The organism is Plantactinospora sp. CA-290183, from assembly GCF_050936375.1.
Taxonomy (GTDB): Bacteria; Actinomycetota; Actinomycetes; order Mycobacteriales; family Micromonosporaceae; genus Plantactinospora.
In genome coordinates, this window is the sequence record NZ_JBNJMX010000004.1 from 238,019 (window position 1) to 252,856 (window position 14,838).

At 71.5% G+C, this 14,838-nt stretch carries 12 protein-coding genes; 4 read left to right on the forward strand and 8 right to left on the reverse strand.

The features are described from left to right. Nucleotides 1-23: 23 nt before the first annotated feature. Nucleotides 24-1,103 carry an amidohydrolase family protein gene (locus tag ACQEUR_RS11890; RefSeq protein ID WP_433029423.1) on the forward strand — a complete coding sequence of 360 codons (1,080 nt, stop codon included), beginning with the start codon at nucleotides 24-26 and terminating at the stop codon, nucleotides 1,101-1,103. Between the two features lie 144 nt (nucleotides 1,104-1,247). Here ACQEUR_RS11890 and ACQEUR_RS11895 read toward each other — a convergent pair whose 3' ends face one another. The 8 genes from ACQEUR_RS11895 to ACQEUR_RS11930 are packed head-to-tail and all read right to left on the reverse strand — an operon-like array spanning nucleotide 1,248 to nucleotide 10,579. Beyond that, the gene (locus tag ACQEUR_RS11895) at nucleotides 1,248-2,423 is read right to left on the reverse strand and encodes a polysaccharide lyase family 7 protein (protein ID WP_433029425.1); all 1,176 of its coding nucleotides are present in this window, start codon (nucleotides 2,421-2,423) and stop codon (nucleotides 1,248-1,250) included. Between the two features lie 35 nt (nucleotides 2,424-2,458). Then, the gene (locus tag ACQEUR_RS11900) at nucleotides 2,459-3,103 is read right to left on the reverse strand and encodes a hypothetical protein (protein ID WP_433029427.1); all 645 of its coding nucleotides are present in this window, start codon (nucleotides 3,101-3,103) and stop codon (nucleotides 2,459-2,461) included. Further along, nucleotides 3,100-5,049: a heparinase II/III domain-containing protein gene (locus ACQEUR_RS11905; protein WP_433029429.1), complete on the reverse strand. Its 1,950-nt coding sequence runs from the start codon at nucleotides 5,047-5,049 to the stop codon at nucleotides 3,100-3,102. The genes ACQEUR_RS11900 and ACQEUR_RS11905 overlap by 4 nt, the downstream gene beginning before the upstream one ends. Beyond that, nucleotides 5,049-6,572 (reverse strand): heparinase II/III domain-containing protein, encoded by a 1,524-nt coding sequence (locus tag ACQEUR_RS11910; protein ID WP_433029431.1) that lies wholly within the window; start codon nucleotides 6,570-6,572, stop codon nucleotides 5,049-5,051. The genes ACQEUR_RS11905 and ACQEUR_RS11910 overlap by 1 nt, the downstream gene beginning before the upstream one ends. Further along, nucleotides 6,569-7,336, reverse strand: a complete 768-nt coding sequence (locus tag ACQEUR_RS11915; RefSeq protein WP_433029433.1) for an SDR family NAD(P)-dependent oxidoreductase — start codon at nucleotides 7,334-7,336, stop codon at nucleotides 6,569-6,571. The genes ACQEUR_RS11910 and ACQEUR_RS11915 overlap by 4 nt, the downstream gene beginning before the upstream one ends. Before the next feature lie 10 nt (nucleotides 7,337-7,346). After that, nucleotides 7,347-8,303, reverse strand: a complete 957-nt coding sequence (locus ACQEUR_RS11920) for a carbohydrate ABC transporter permease (protein ID WP_433029435.1) — start codon at nucleotides 8,301-8,303, stop codon at nucleotides 7,347-7,349. Further along, the gene (locus ACQEUR_RS11925; RefSeq protein ID WP_433029437.1) at nucleotides 8,293-9,225 is read right to left on the reverse strand and encodes a carbohydrate ABC transporter permease; all 933 of its coding nucleotides are present in this window, start codon (nucleotides 9,223-9,225) and stop codon (nucleotides 8,293-8,295) included. The genes ACQEUR_RS11920 and ACQEUR_RS11925 overlap by 11 nt, the downstream gene beginning before the upstream one ends. A 52-nt stretch (nucleotides 9,226-9,277) precedes the next feature. Further along, nucleotides 9,278-10,579, reverse strand: coding sequence for an ABC transporter substrate-binding protein (locus ACQEUR_RS11930; protein ID WP_433029439.1), 1,302 nt, complete (start codon nucleotides 10,577-10,579; stop codon nucleotides 9,278-9,280). 390 nt (nucleotides 10,580-10,969) lie between these two features. Here ACQEUR_RS11930 and ACQEUR_RS11935 point away from each other — a divergent pair, with 390 nt between their 5' ends. The 3 genes from ACQEUR_RS11935 (at nucleotide 10,970) to proS (ending at nucleotide 14,838) form a co-directional block, all read left to right on the forward strand. Then, entirely contained in the window at nucleotides 10,970-12,019 is a 1,050-nt protein-coding gene (locus tag ACQEUR_RS11935; RefSeq protein WP_433029441.1) for a LacI family DNA-binding transcriptional regulator, read from the forward strand. A 121-nt stretch (nucleotides 12,020-12,140) separates the two neighbouring features. Continuing rightward, nucleotides 12,141-13,262: a DUF1565 domain-containing protein gene (locus tag ACQEUR_RS11940; protein WP_433029443.1), complete on the forward strand. Its 1,122-nt coding sequence runs from the start codon at nucleotides 12,141-12,143 to the stop codon at nucleotides 13,260-13,262. A gap of 169 nt (nucleotides 13,263-13,431) precedes the next feature. Next, on the forward strand, nucleotides 13,432-14,838 hold the full coding sequence (gene proS, locus ACQEUR_RS11945) for a proline--tRNA ligase (protein ID WP_433029445.1): 1,407 nt from the start codon (nucleotides 13,432-13,434) through the stop codon (nucleotides 14,836-14,838).

Sequence of the window (14,838 nt, forward strand, 5' to 3'; positions counted from 1 at the left end):
CCATGATCCGGTAGGAATGTGGCATGGCGCTGCACGTACGCGGGGTCGTGCTCCCGGACGACGAGGTCCGCGACCTCTGGCTGGTCGGTGACCGGGTCACCCTCACCCCCGTTCCCGGGGCGGTCACCATCGCCGACGGCGGGTTCGTCCTGCCCGGACTGGTCGACGCGCACTGCCACATCGGCATCGCTCCCGGCGGAGGGCCGGTCGGCTCGCTCGACGAGGCCCGTGAACTGGCCGCCATCGACCGGGACGCCGGCGTACTGGCGATCCGCGACGCCGGCTCCCCGTACCCCTATCCGGAGCTGGACGACTCCCCGGAGCTGCCCCGGCTGGCCCGCGCCGGTCAGCACATCGCGCCGGTCCGGCGCTACCTGCCGGACATCGGGCTGGAGGTGGCCGCCGCGGACGTGCCGGCCACCGTCGCCGCGCAGGCCCGGGCCGGCAACGGCTGGGTCAAGCTGGTCGGGGACTGGATCGACCGGGACGCCGGCGATCTGACACCGGCCTGGGACGCCGACACCCTGACCGCCGCCGTGCGTGCCGCGCACGACGCCGGGGCGCGCGCCGCGGTGCACACCTTCTCCGAATCGGCGGTGGAGATCATGGTCCGGGCCGGGGTCGACTCCGTCGAGCACGGCACCGGGCTCAGCGTCGACCTCGTCGACGAGATGGCCCGGCGCGGCACCGCGCTGGTCCCCACCATGCTCAACATCGGCACCTTCGGCGGGATCGCCGAGCGGGCCCGGGTCAAGTTCCCGGGGTACGCCAAACACATGCTCGCGCTCCGCGACGGCTTTCCGCACGTGGTCCGGGCCGCGTACGAGGCGGGGGTGCGGATCTACGTCGGCACCGACGCGGGCGGCGGCATCGACCACGGGATGGCGGCCCGGGAGATGCTGCTGCTGCACACCAGCGCCGGTATGTCCACATCGGACGTGCTGGCCGCCGGCTCCTGGGGGGCCCGGGAGTGGCTGGGCTTCCCCGGCCTGGTCGAGGGGGGCCTCGCCGACCTGGTGGTCTACGGGGCCGACCCGCGGCTCGACCTGCGGGTGATCGAGGCGCCGGAACGCATCGTCCTGCGGGGCCGCGTCCTGCTCTGAGCCCCGGTGTCCCCGGCGGTCCCACCCCACGACCGCCCACCACCGGTGGCCGTTCCGCACGTCGTACCTCTGATCCTGAGGGTGCCCCGCGGCCGCCGGGCCGGTCGGCGACGCCCCGGCGGCCGCGGGTGTGCGAGCGGGTGCCTACGAGTGGGTCACCGAGATGCCGTAGACCAGGACCTGTCCGAAGTTCGTGGCGCTGCACGGCGCGGAGTTGGTGCAGTTGGCCTGCGTGTAGGCGCCCGCCTTGAAGTAGGCGCCGGAGAAGCTCCTGCTGATCGTCGTCTGCAGGACTCCGTTGTAGTAGGCCCTGACCTGTCCGCCGCTGACGACGAACTTCGCCTCGAACCGGGTGCCGAGGACGTAACTGCTCGTCACGAGCTTGTGATGACTGTTGTCGTCATTGGTGACGTAGAGGTTGCTGCCCTCCAGCCGGAACACCGAGACGTCATCGGAACCGCCGTGGATCTGACCGGCGACGACGTGCGGCTTGTCGCCCGGCAGGTCCGTGATCGCCTGGTCGACGACCAGGGTGTGGGTGCCGGAGGTCGACGACCAGCTCGCGTTGCTCGTACCGTTGTTGGTCATCTCCCGCAGCTCCGACCTGGGATAGCTGGAACCGCTCGTCGTCACGCCGTTCACCGGCGCGCGGAACTGGACCCGGTCGCAGGTGGGGGTCACCCGGAACCAGGGATCGGTGGCGTGCGTCGCCAGCGCCGGCTGCTTGATCTCGGTGGGGCTGCCCGCCGAGCCGGTCGGCAGCGTCACCTTCCAGTTCCTCAGGTCGAGGATCTCGGCCGGGTACCGGCAGTCGTCGCTCCCGCCGCCGTCCGGCGAGCCCGCGCCGAAGATGTCCACCTCGGTGATGCTGGTCCACTCGTTGCGGGTGTTGCCATGACCGACCACCCGCACGTAGCGCGCGGCGACGTCGGAGAAGTCGTAGTTCTCCGGTTGGCTGGTGGCTCCGCTACTGTCGCGGTTGCCGATCACGGTCGTCCAGGACGAGCCGTCCGACGAGGTCTGCACATCGAATGTGGAGACCCGTTGGTCACCGCCGTGCCAGGCGATGGCGAGCCAGCCGACCGTCCGGCTCGCGCCGAGGTCGTAGCGGATCCAGACCCCGTCACCCTCGTCGGACCAGCGGGTGCCGAGGTCGTCGTCGAGCGTGTTGGCGGGTACGTTGCCGTCATCACCGCTGGCTGTCACGGCCGAGACGGCCAACGGATCGGCCGCGCTGGCGGGGGTGGCGACGAGGAGGCTGCCGATCAGGGCCGTCGCGGCGACGGCGGCGCGGGTGGTGCGGGTGCGAACGTGTCTCACGGTGATACCTCTCTCCGGGTCTCTTTCGGAACGGGTTATCGACGTGGTGCCGCGGTGCCAGTGGCGTGGTCGGCCAGCGCCAGTCCGGCGAGGACCGGCAGGGTCGTCCCGAGCAGGAACGGGCCCAGTGCGAGGGGCAGGGTGAGGATCGGAATCAGCACGGCGGCCGCGAGCAGCGTGAGCCCACGGCGCGCCGAGCCGAACGCCAGGAGCAGGGCCGCACCCCGCCACAGTCGCAGGCCGCCGTCCGGAACGCGGCCGGCGACGACCGCCAGCGCGAGGTGGTACGGCGCGAACGCCGCGAGAATGCCCAGCTGTACGGCGAGCAGCGGGATCGCCACCGGCTCGGGTTGGCCGGCGAGGAAGATCCCGTTCACGGTGAGCACGGCCAGCACCGCCGTGGAGACGACCGCGTGCCGCCACAGTGCCCGCCAGTACCCGGGAAACGCGGTCAGGACGCCGACGAAGGGCCGCGTCGCGTTCTCGACGCGCCAGCGCTGCAACGCGTTCCCCACCGCCGCCAGCGCCGGTAGCCAGGTGACCACGCCGACGCAGAGCAGGCAGAACGCGATCCCGGCGAGCGCCGGATAGGCGACGTACTCCAGGCCGCGCAGCGCGACGGCCTCCCAGCCGCCGGCCCGTCGGTCCGACCCCCGCCGCGCGGCCGGCGGCCCGCTCACAGACGTACCGTCCGACCGCCGGAGATCAGGACCGCGGTCGCGTCCGCCTCGACACCCGGCGCGGCTATCCGCCGGCTCACCGGCGCCAGATAGACGGCCTCGTCGCCAAAGTCGACGCCGTACCCGCTGGCGCAGTCGACGGCGACCGCCCGGGGCGGCGCGGGATCGAGCGCGCTGGTCGGCTCGATCGCGCTGAGGAAGTGCGCCCGGGTCGTGCGCGGGGTGCTGATCCGCAGCGTCCGCAGGGTTTTTGTCATGCGCAGGCTCGGCGTGCTCGCCGTGGGGTTGGCCTCGATCGGGGTGTCCAGCTCGGACAACACCGCGTCGTCCGGCGCCAAGCGGGTCAGCCAGCCCTGCGCCGGGCCGGACCGCAACGCGATCCGGCCGTCGGCACCGATCGTCGCCGGCCAGTCCGAGTGGAGCAGGAAGGTCCACTCGCGAGGCTCCTCGGCGGCGAGCAGGTCGAGCAGCACCAGCCGCCCGGCAGGCGTGACGACGAGGGTCCGGTCCACCCGGCGTACGCCGAGCGAGGGGTCGAACATGAGCGCGGACTCCGCGGTCGCGTGCACCCAGCCGTCACCCGTGTGCACGTCACGCATCCGTGGCTGCCGCTCGTAGGGCAACTCCTTGTAGACGTGGTACCGCCCCTCCCCGGCCCAGCCCTGACCGTCCACCAGCACGAGGTTGTGGTCGCCCGCCCGCTTGCGGTTGCTGTAACCCTCGTCCACGGCGAGGAACGCGCCGTGCGAGACGAGGACGAACGAGCCGGCGTCCGGGTGGTGGTGACCGGCGTTGAGCGTCTCCCAGCCGCGGTCGCGGCGGAACCGCTCCGCCGCCTCCCACGCGCCGTGCCCGCCGCCCGGCGCCGCCTTGAAGCTGACGTACGTCGCGTCGTCCGCCCACGAGGTGCGCGCGGTGACCTGGCCCAGGTCCGGGAAGAAGGCCGTGGTGGGCTTCGTCGCCGCCGGATCGAGCGCGGGGACCCCCGGGTCGTACCAGAGCAGTTCGTAGTAGGCCTCGGGCATGACACCCGGCTTCACCCCGGAGGCGTACGCCTCGCGCCAGAAGTGCCGCCGGGCCACGGTCCGGGCCAGCCACTGCGCCTCCCCGCACCGGTACGCGGACGCCAGTTTGTAGTAGAGCGCGACGCTGTGCCCGCTACGGCGGTCGTGGCAGTCACCGTGGTCGACGTTCTCCTCGAAGCCCGGCGCACACTGGTGCAGCCGCCAGTCGAACGTGTTACGCAGGAACGATCCACGATGCCACCAGTCGTCGCCCTCGACGTGCTGCAACAGGTCGACGTAGGCGGCCAGCCAGGGCACGCCGTACCGCCAGTAGACGACGCCCTCGGAGTCGGAACCGTCGGCCGGCATCAGGTCGAGCACGTCGGCCATGTTCGCCTTCGCGCGGCGCGCCCACTCCGGTCGGTCCAGGGCGTAGCCGGCGGTGGCCAGGCCGGTGTAGCAGATCCAGTTGTGATTCTGCCAGTAGCTCGACGACCACCAGCTGCCCTCGGTCTCGACGGCGAAGTCGTGGAGCCGGCGGCCCTGCAGGATCAGCTTGTCGCGCAGCGCCTCGGCGCGCTCGGGCGGCAGGTCGTCGCGCAGCCAGGAGTAGGCGAGCGACAGCCCGTGCAGGAGCCACCCGGCGTCCAGGTCGTGGTCGGGCAGCTTCGCCTTTCCCCAGTGCGGATAGGAGACCGCGGTGGAGATCCAGCGCCATGCCTCGTCCAGGTAGCCGCGCTGTCCGGTCAGCCGGTAGGCGAGGGCGAGGTTGGCGGCCGCCGGCCCGAGGTAGGTGATGCTCGCGGTCGGGTGTTCCGCCGGGGGCGTCTGTCCGCGGTACCAGTCGCACTGCTCGTGGAGTCGCCGCCACTGCTCCGCGTGGGTGCTGCCGAGCCCGGCGCGCAGGGCGTCCAGCCGGCCGGCGATGAGCAGCGGTTCCATCACTCCTCCATCCGGTAGACAGATCGGAAGGTCACCCGGGTCGTCGCGTCCGCGGTCCAGTCCACGTGGGTGCGCGTCCGCTGCGGGTCGTCGGCGGGGCCGGGCCCCGGACGGGTGACGAACCGCGCCGGCACCGAGGCGGTGTGCGTACCGCGCAGTGCCTGTAAGCCGGACCAGGCGGTTTCGGCATCGCCGACGGGGGTCACCCGGACGGTCAGCGGGACGTCGGGGCGAAGGTGGGCGGTGATCCGCCGGGGTCGGTCGGCGGTGACGGTGAGTTCGTCGACCACCCCACCGGCCGCGGTCACCGCGACCCGGCGGTCGGCCGAGACGCCGTCGTAGGCGCGGTCGCAGCTCACCGTCACGGCCGTGTCGTCGACGGCGACGAGCCGCCCGGTGCACTCGGCCTGCTCCTCGCCGTCCACCGCGAAGGTGGGGTGGGCCGCCGTCGAGGCGTAGTACCGACGCCACTCGCCGTGGCCGTAGGGAACCTGGCCGGGATCGGGCTGCCACGGAGTGTCCGCGCCGTACAGGTAGAGCGCGAGCTTGTCGCGGTGACCGTGCGACCCGCCGTGCCCGCCGAAGTCGAGGACGGCATGCACGCCACCGCCGCGCACGACCGCGTATCCGCCACCGTCGTGGACGGTCACACCGCTCGATTCCGACCGGGGGGTCAGGTCGCAGAGCTCTGAGAGTTCGGTCAGCTCCCGGTCGTAGCCCCGGCGGGAGTACGGCCCGTCGTGCAGCGCCGGCAGCAGACCGCCCGCCGTGCGCAGGTCGGTGAGAACCCGCGCCATCGCCGCCAGTCGCGCCCGGACGGGCGCCGGCGGCGCCGCGCCGGGCACCGCCCGCACGGCGAGCAGGTACGCCCGCAGCACGAAGGCGTGGTAGTAGGTGCTCGCCTCCCACTCCCAGCCGTCGTCGTGGGTCGCCGCGAGCACGTGCGCGTAGATGCCGTGCGGGCCGTCCAGCCATTCCGGCCGGCCCGAGCAGACCGCGCCCGCGGCGCAGAGCCAGGCGGTGTAGTTGGAGGTGAACCGGCCTTCGGCGACGAGCCGGTCCCGAGCCTGGGCGGACGCCTCGACGAGTGCCTCCCGGAGCGCCGGGACGGCGTCGTCGGCGCAGCGGGCGGCCCGGCCGATGGACACCGCCCAGATCGCCTCGGTCAGCGCCTGGTGGAACAGCCGACCGCGCAGCATCCAGTCCGCCGCTCCGTCGGGTGGCTCGGTGCCCAACGCGAGGTAGCGCGCCTCGTACTCGCGTAGCAGCCGGACCGCGACGGTGCGGTCCGCCACGGCCGGGGATCGTGCCGCGCTGAGGATCTCGCGGGCGCACTCCTGGTGGGCGAGCACGGTCCAGGCGGCCCGGACGGCGGGAGTGTCGACGGCACAGCCGTGCGGGCAGGGGGCGCCGCCGGTGGGAAAGGCGCCGTCCAGCAGGCCGACGTGGCCCAGTTCGACGCCGTGCGCCGGGCAGACGTAGGCGTGCCACCAGCCACCCGGCTCCGTCGGCAGCCGGATCACCGGAACCACGCGCCGCCGTCGATGTCCACCGTGGAGCCTGTCACGTAGCCGGCTGCCGCCGAGCAGAGCCAGACGACCGTCGCGGCGACCTCGTCCGGCGTTCCGGCACGGCGCAGCGGCACACCGGAGATGATCGCCTCCTGGGCGGCCGGCGCGGTGAAGGTGTCGTGGAACGCGGTCTGGCCGATGAAGCCGGGTGCGAGCGCGTTCACGGTCACCCCGTCGACGGCCAGTTCCTTGGCCAGCCCCTTGGTGAGCCCTCGTACACCGGCCTTGGCGGCGGCGTAGACGGCCGAGCCGGGGCCGCCGCCGTTGTGCGCCGCGAGGGAGGACATCGTGACGATCCGGCCGCGCCGACCGGCGGCCTTGAGATGCGGCATCGCCGCCCGGACGGTGCGGAACGTGGCGCCGAGGTTGACGTCCACGACCCGGGCGAAGTGCTCGTCGGTCATCGACGCGACCGGGACCCGGCCCACCATGTGCCCGGCGTTGCAGACGAGGATGTCCAGGCCGCCGAGGAAACCGACGGCCTCGTCAACGAGCCGGTCCACCTCGGCGGTGACGGTCACGTCCGCGGCGACGGCCGTCGCCTTACGTCCGAGCGCCTCGATGCGGCCCACGGTCCGGGCGGCGGCGTCGGCCGACCGTCCGTAATGGACGACGACGTCGGCGCCGGCGGTGGCCAGGGCCACCGCGACGGCCGCGCCGATGCCGTGGCCGCTGCCGGTGACCAGCGCGCGCATACCCGTCAGGTCGAAGGACATCTCTTACCCCTCACTTGATGCCGGCAGTGGCGAAGCCCTGCACGAAGTACCGCTGGGTGAACAGGAACAGAATGATCATTGGCAGGGTGGCGAGCGCGGTGCCGGCCATGAGGAACTCCCACAGCGTCCGCTCGCTCTGCTGGAACGCGGCCAGCCCGACCTGGATCACCCGCAGGTCCTGCCGGGTCGTCACGATCAGTGGCCACAGGAAGTTGTTCCAGCTGTTCTCGAACGTGATCAGCGACACCGTGGCGATCGCCGGCTTCATCAGTGGCGTCATCACCCGGGCGAAGATGGCGAATTCGCCCAGCCCGTCGATCCGGGCGGCCTCTTCCAGTTCGCGGGGCAGGGACAGGTAGAACTGCCGGAACAGGAAGATGGCCAGCGGGGTCAGCGCGCCCGGGACGATCAGCGCCCACCAGGAGTCGAGCCAACCGGACCCACCGCGGCCCAGGTGGTCGTTGCCGCCGAAGAACGGCATCGTCTTGGCGATCAGGTACTGGGGAACGATCTTCGTGTAGGTCGGGATCATCATCATCGCCAGCACCGCCACGAGCAGCACGGTGCGGCCGCGGAACGGAATTCGGGCCAGCGCGTAGCCGGCCATCGTGGCCAGCGCCAGGTTGATCACGGTGTGCCCGATCGAGATCAACAGGCTGTTGCGGAAGTAGGTGCCGAACGGGGCGTAGTCGAGCGCGTCGAGGTAGTTGCGCCAGCGCCACTCGGTGGGGAGGAGTGTGGGTGGATAGGAGGTGATTTCCGTATGGCTCTTGAGCGACGAGAGCACCATCCAGATGAACGGCACGGCCATCGCGAACGAGCCGACGATGAGCGCGAGGTGCAGCGCGACCCGACCGGCCCGGACCCGGTCCGCGACCCGGCCGTCGGCCCGGGAGGCTGGGGGCCCCGGCCGCGCCGACCGGCCCGCCCCGTCGTCCGCGGTGGTCCGCAGGGTGTCAGTCGACATCGTCGTCCCTCCCGGTGAGCCGCTTGCTGATGAGCGTCAGCACCAGCAGGAAGGCGAAGAGCACGAGACTCTGCGCGCTCGCGGTGCTCAGGTCGAACTCGCCGAACGCGCTCTTGTAGATCTCGTAGGTCATCACCGTGGTCGCGTTCGCCGGCCCGCCGTCCGGGGTCAGCACGTAGACCTGCTCGAAGACCTGGAACGAGTCGATCAGCGAGATCACGAAGATGAAGAACGTCGCCGGGCGCAGCAGCGGCAGGGTGATCGACCAGAACCGCCGTACGCCGCTGGCCCCGTCCAGGTCGGCCGCCTCGTACACGTCGTGCGGGATGCTCTGTAACGCGGCGAGGTAGATGAGCATCTTGAGCCCGATGCCCTTCCAGACGCTGACCAGGATCACCGCGGGCATGGCCCACGCCGGGTCCGACAACCACGCCGGGCCGTTGACGCCGAAGCTGGCGAGTATCCAGTTGAACAGGCCGATGTTCGGTTCGAACATCCACATCCAGACCAGGGCGATCGCCACCGTCGCGGTGATGTGCGGCAGGAAGAACGCCGCGCGGTACCAGGATCGGCCGCGCAGCTTCGTGTTGAGCAGCACCGCGACGACCACCGCGATCGCCATGGCCACCGGCACGGTGAAGAACGTGTAGACGGCGGTGTGCCAGATCGAGGTGTTCCAGACCTCGTCGGCGAAGATCGCGCGGAAGTTGTCCAGCCCGGCCCAGGACGCGGTACCGGCGAGCACGTCGTAGTGGGTGAACGCGAGCAGGAACGAGACGACGGTGGGGATACCGATCCACCACCCCAGGTGGATCAGCGCCGGGGCCAGCATGAGGTACGCGGCGCGGCGGCGCTCGTATCCGAGACGGCGGAACCGCCGTGGACCTGCCGGCGCCTTGCCGGCCGTCGCGGTGACTGCCACGGGCGCTCCTCTCGTGCACGGGGGTGGGAGTCGGTGCGGCGACGATCGGGGGTCAGCCCCGGGCAATGGCCGTTTCGGCCCGGGCCGCCAACTCGTCGAGCGCCTGTCGGGGCGTCTTCCTGCCGAGCAGGGCCGACTCGATCGCTGCCTTGAACTCACTGCGGATGTCGAGCCAGGCGGGAACGCCGCCCTCGGAGTAGGCCGAGTCGAGATTGCGCATGGCGAACTGGACCGCGGGGTTGCCCTTGACGTACTCCGAGCTCTCCAAACTCTTCAGCGCGGGCACGTTGCCGCGCTGCGCGTTGGCCGCCAGCGCCGCGTCCTCGGCGGCGAGGAACCGCACCAGCGCCCTGGCCGCGGCCGGGTGTGCGGACCGGGCCGAGACGGTGCCGAGCGTGCCGCCCTGGAACATGGCCGGACGCTCGTTGGCGAGGAGGAAAAACCCGATCTTGTCGTCCCTGATCAGGTCCGGTGCGTTCTTCTCGATCTCCAGCCAGGTGTTGTTGTGGCCGATCATCATCGCCGACCGGCCCTGCACCAGCGGGATTCCGGTCGCCGCGCCGGACTGGGTGAAGCCGAAGTCCTCGGACCGGTCGGTGCGGATGATGTCGGTCATCGTCTGAAGTGCCGCGACGCCCCGGTCGGAGTTGAACGCGACCTTGCCGTCGGCGGTGAACAACTCGCCGCCATTGGCCCACAGGAACGTCTCGAAGGTCTGGCGTGGGTCGATCGAGAGGATGTCCACCCCGGCCCGGGTGAGCTTGCCGCCGCTGTCGCGCCGGGTGAGCTTGACGGCGTGCTCCCGCAACTCCGCGAAGGTCCTCGGCGGCGAGGTCAGGCCGGCCTGGGTGAAGAGGTCCTTGCGGTAGATGCCGAACCGCATGTCCAACATGATCGGCAGCGCGTAGACCTTGCCCTGGTAGATGCCGGGGTCGACCACCCGCTGGTTGAACTGCTGCCGCAGCGTGGCCTGGTCCTCGCCCAGGTCGGCGAGGACGCCCTTGGACGCGAACGGCGGGACCCAGCCGATGCCCATGAGCATGACGTCGTACGGGCGGCCACCGGCGATCGACGTGGTCAGCTTCTCGTTGAGCTTGGCGTAGGTCGTGTAGTCGACCTGGACCGTGACCTTCGGGTTGGCCGACCTGAACGCCGCCAGCTGCTCCTGGAGCACCGCGGCGCCGTCGGAACCTTCGAAGATCGGGGTCAGCAGCCGGATCTCGCCGCTGACGGCGGTGCCGTCACCGTCGGCGGTCGGCGCCGGGCCGCCGCAGGCGGCGGCGCCGAGCAGCCCGAGGAGCAGGGTCGCGCCGGCGATGACACGGGTGGCTGGCGACCGGGGTATGGATCTCATGCTGATCTCCCTCCGCGGCGGCGGGGCCGCTGGGCACTACGAGGCGGCGTACGGGAAAGCGCTGGGCCGGCCGTCCGTCGGACCGCCTGCCGGCTCGGGATCGGCGGGCGGTTGAGCGGACGGATCCGGCGGTGAGACCGGGTGGGCGGTGGTGTGCACGTGCGGTGGTAGGTCGCTGGTGCATCGATACAGTGGTGCATCGATGCAGCAGAGGCTAGGGCCGGCGTTCGACGCTGTCAACGGGGCGGGAACGCGGTTGACGCCGATTCGTAACCGGGTGCGGGCGCGAGCTCAGGCGTTACGGCCGGCACGCCGAATCCGCTACGGCGGTGCCGACCTAGAATGTTCGGGGCCGACAGGAAACCGATGCACTGCTGGGAGCGCCGAGGCATGAGTGGTGTGACGATCTACCAGGTCGCGCGGGAAGCCGGGGTCTCGCCCAGCACGGTGTCGAATCTGCTCAACGGCCGGCCCGGACGGATGTTGCCACAGACCCGGGAGCGCGTCGAGCAGGCGATCGTCCGCCTCGGGTACCGGCCCAACCGGGCCGCCCGCCAGCTGCGTACCGGCCGCATCCAGGTCATCGGTCTGGTCGTGCCCTCGGTCGCCAACCCGTTCTGGGGGACCTTCGCCCGGCATCTCGAGGGCGCGGCGCTCGCGGAGGGTTACCACGTGCTGTTGTGCAACAGCGAGCGCGACCCCGACCGTGAGCGCGGCTACGTCGAGGAACTGTGGGCCGACGGAATCCGCGGAGTGGTGCTCTGCTCGTCGCTGCCCTCGCTCTCCCACGTGCTGCCGCTGATCGAGCGGGGGCTCGGCCTGGTCGCCTTCGACCGGACCGCGCAGGTCGGCGACCCCGCGTCCCTGGTGAACATCAGCGTCGACAACGTCGTCGGCGCCGAACTGGCCGCCCGACACCTGTTGGAGCTGGGCCACCGTCGGCTGGCGTTCGTCTCCGGCTCACTGCGCAGCGTCAACCGCAAGGAGCGGTTCCGCGGGTTCGCGGCCGCCCTCGAGGAGTACGGCCTGAGCACCGCCGACGCGATCGTCTGGTCCGGCGGGCCGGAGGAGCGGTACGGCGACCTCGATGTCGCCGACCTCGGCCGTACCGCCGCTCGGGAACTGATCCGCGACGACCGGCCGCCAACCGCCGTGCTGGCCATCAACGACATGTGCGCGCTGGGCGTCTCGGCGGGCATCCGTGACGCGGGACTGCGGGTCGGCGAGGACATTTCGGTGGTGGGTTTCGACGACATCGTGCTGGCCGACCTCGCCGCCCCCCCGCTCACCACCATCCGGCAACCGCTGCCGCAGATGGCCGCCGCGGCCTTCGCGCACCTGCGTTCCCGCATCGAGAACGGCGACGACGCCTCGGCGGGGCGCTCACTGCTGATGCGCCCCGAACTCGTGGTCCGGGCGTCATCGGGCCCGGCCCGTTGACAGCGCGGCAAAACTCCGCCTAACCTCGTGCCCCATCACGTACGGCGTTCGGTCCGACGAACGCTCCCGCGTCCAAGAATCGCTCGGGTGAGGGCGCCTCCGACCGAGAGGTGCACCGCCGATGATCCGACCTTCCGCCCTCCTGCGCGTCCGGCGCTGGCTGGCCCTGTCCGCCCTGCCCACGCTGTTTGTCGCCATGCTCCCTGCCGGCGCGACCGCCGCGGTCCCGACTGCCGGTAGCGTCGGCAGCTACGTCGTCGACCCGATCAGCGGGGACGACGAGACCGGCACCGGAACGGGTGACCGTCCCTTCCGGAGCATCTCCCGGGCGCTGACCGACGCCCGGCCCGGTGAGCGGGTGGTGCTCCGCCCCGGCACGTACGACGAGGACATCGCCACCGTGCGGCCCGGCGTGGCCATCGTCGGCCCGCGCACCGCAGTGCTGCGGGGCGCCGGAACCTCGACGCGGGTGGTGCAGGTGCACCACGACGACACCACGCTGAACGGATTCACCGTCGACGGCAGGGTCTGCGCCGACCCGGTGGAGGCGTGTTACCGCGACAAGGCGATCTACGTGGTGAGCCTCGTCCCCGGCGACGGCGTCAGCGGCACCAGGATCATCGGCATGCGGATCACCAACCTCGGCGGCGAGTGTGTCCGGATCAAGTACCTGGCCACCGGGAACCTCGTCGCCGGTAACCAGATCGGCCCGTGTGGCGTGTACGACTTCGGGATCCCCAACACCACAACGGGACAGAACGGTGAGGGGGTCTACATCGGCACGGCACCCGAGCAGACCTACCTGAACCCGACGCCGGAGCCCGACGCGAGCGACCACAACCAGGTGTACGGCAACGTGTTCGACACCCGCGGCGCCGAATGCGTCGACATCAAGGAGGGCGCGAGCCGCAACGACGTCGCCCTCAACACCTGCACCGGACAGCACCCGCGCAACGGCAACTCCGGCGCCATGGAATCGCGTGGCTCGGACAACACCTTCCGCGGAAACTGGATCCACCACAACGCCGCCGCCGGTATCCGGCTCGGCGGCGACCGGCCCGGAGACGCGATCGGCAACTCCGTGCACGGCAACGTGATCACCGACAACGCCCGTGGCGGGATCAAGGTCCAGGAGCCGGGGTCACAGGGCAGGATCTGCGGAAACGTCATGCGGGACAACGTCGGTGGTCACGCGGTCGGCAGCTACGCCGCCCAGATCGGCGACCCGACGGCCGCCTGCTGAGCACCTGGTCGGAGATCGTGCCGCCGACGCCCGGAGTGGCGGCGGGTCGCTCGGCTGCCCGCACCGATTGATGTTCGAATGAACCGTTTGATATTGAAAGAGAGGGTAGGGGTGCGGCGCGCCCGCCCCGGCGCGTCGCACCGGCCCTCGCCGCCTAGGATGTGTCCTCATGGCACGCGTGCTCACTCCCCGTGCGGAGGACTTCCCCCGCTGGTACCAGGACCTGATCGCCAAGGCCCAGCTCGCCGACAACGGGCCGGTCCGGGGCACGATGGTGATCCGGCCCGCCGGCTACGCCATCTGGGAGCGGATGCAGGCGGAGATGGACGCCCGGATCAAGGCGGCCGGCGCGGAGAACGCGTACTTCCCGCTCTTCATCCCGGAGAGCTACCTCCGCCGCGAGGCGCAGCACGTGGAGGGTTTCTCGCCGGAGCTGGCGGTGGTCACCCACGGTGGCGGCAAGCAGCTCGCCGAGCCGGTCGTGGTCCGGCCGACCAGCGAGACCGTGATCGGTGAGTTCATGGCCAAGTGGGTCGACTCCTACCGGGACCTGCCGCTGCTGCTCAACCAGTGGGCCAACGTGGTGCGCTGGGAGCTGCGGCCCCGGATCTTCCTGCGGACCAGCGAGTTCCTCTGGCAGGAGGGGCACACCGCACACGCCGACGCCGCCGACGCGCGGGCGTACGCGCGCAAGATCCTGCACGAGGTCTACGAGGACTTCATGGTCGGCGTCCTCGGCATCCCGGTGCTGCCCGGCCTGAAGACCGCCCGGGAGCGGTTCGCCGGCGCCGTCCGCACCTACACCCTCGAGGGCATGATGGGTGACGGCAAGGCGCTGCAGATGGGCACCTCGCACGAGCTGGGGCAGAACTTCGCCCGCGCCTTCGACATCACCTACACCTCGGCGGCCGGCGGCGTCGAGCACGCCTGGACGACCTCCTGGGGCAGCTCCACCCGGATGCTCGGCGGCCTGATCATGGCCCACGGTGACGACAACGGGCTGCGGGTGCCGCCCCGGCTCGCGCCGGTGCAGGCGTACGTCATGGTGGTCAAGGCCGGTGACGGGGTGGCCGAGGCCGCCGCCAAGCTGTGTGACGCGCTGCGCGACGCCGGGGTCCGGGTCGCACTTGACGACCGGGTCGACACCCCGTTCGGCCGCCGGGCCGTCGACGCCGAGCTCAAGGGCTATCCGGTACGCGTCGAGGTCGGTCCCCGCGATCTCGCCACCGGCAACGCCGTGGTGGTACGCCGGACCGGCGGGACAAAGGCGCCGGTGCCGGTGCCGGACGTGGTGTCGGCGGTCCTCGCCGCCCTGGCGGCCGACCAGCAGGCGCTGCACGACGAGGCGCTCGCCATGCGCGAGTCGCGGACGGTGTCGGTGGATTCGCTGCCCGAGGCGATCGAGGCGGCCGCCACCGGCTGGGCCCGGGTGCCGTGGGCGGCGGTCGGCGTCGAGGGCGAGGCGCGGGCCAACGCCGAGGGCGTCACGGTCCGCTGCCTGCGTCGCGCCGACGGCACGGTGCCGGACTCGGAGGACGAGCCGGAGCTGGTCGCCATCCTGGCCCGCTCCTACTGA

Coding starts and splice junctions, on each gene's coding strand:
- ACQEUR_RS11920 (WP_433029435.1), bottom strand. CDS start 8,303: ATGTCGACTGACACCCTGCGGACCACCGCGGACGACGGGGCGGGCCGG.
- ACQEUR_RS11935 (WP_433029441.1), top strand. CDS start 10,970: ATGAGTGGTGTGACGATCTACCAGGTCGCGCGGGAAGCCGGGGTCTCG.
- ACQEUR_RS11930 (WP_433029439.1), bottom strand. CDS start 10,579: ATGAGATCCATACCCCGGTCGCCAGCCACCCGTGTCATCGCCGGCGCG.
- ACQEUR_RS11890 (WP_433029423.1), top strand. CDS start 24: ATGGCGCTGCACGTACGCGGGGTCGTGCTCCCGGACGACGAGGTCCGC.
- ACQEUR_RS11940 (WP_433029443.1), top strand. CDS start 12,141: ATGATCCGACCTTCCGCCCTCCTGCGCGTCCGGCGCTGGCTGGCCCTG.
- ACQEUR_RS11915 (WP_433029433.1), bottom strand. CDS start 7,336: ATGTCCTTCGACCTGACGGGTATGCGCGCGCTGGTCACCGGCAGCGGC.
- ACQEUR_RS11905 (WP_433029429.1), bottom strand. CDS start 5,049: ATGGAACCGCTGCTCATCGCCGGCCGGCTGGACGCCCTGCGCGCCGGG.
- proS (WP_433029445.1), top strand. CDS start 13,432: ATGGCACGCGTGCTCACTCCCCGTGCGGAGGACTTCCCCCGCTGGTAC.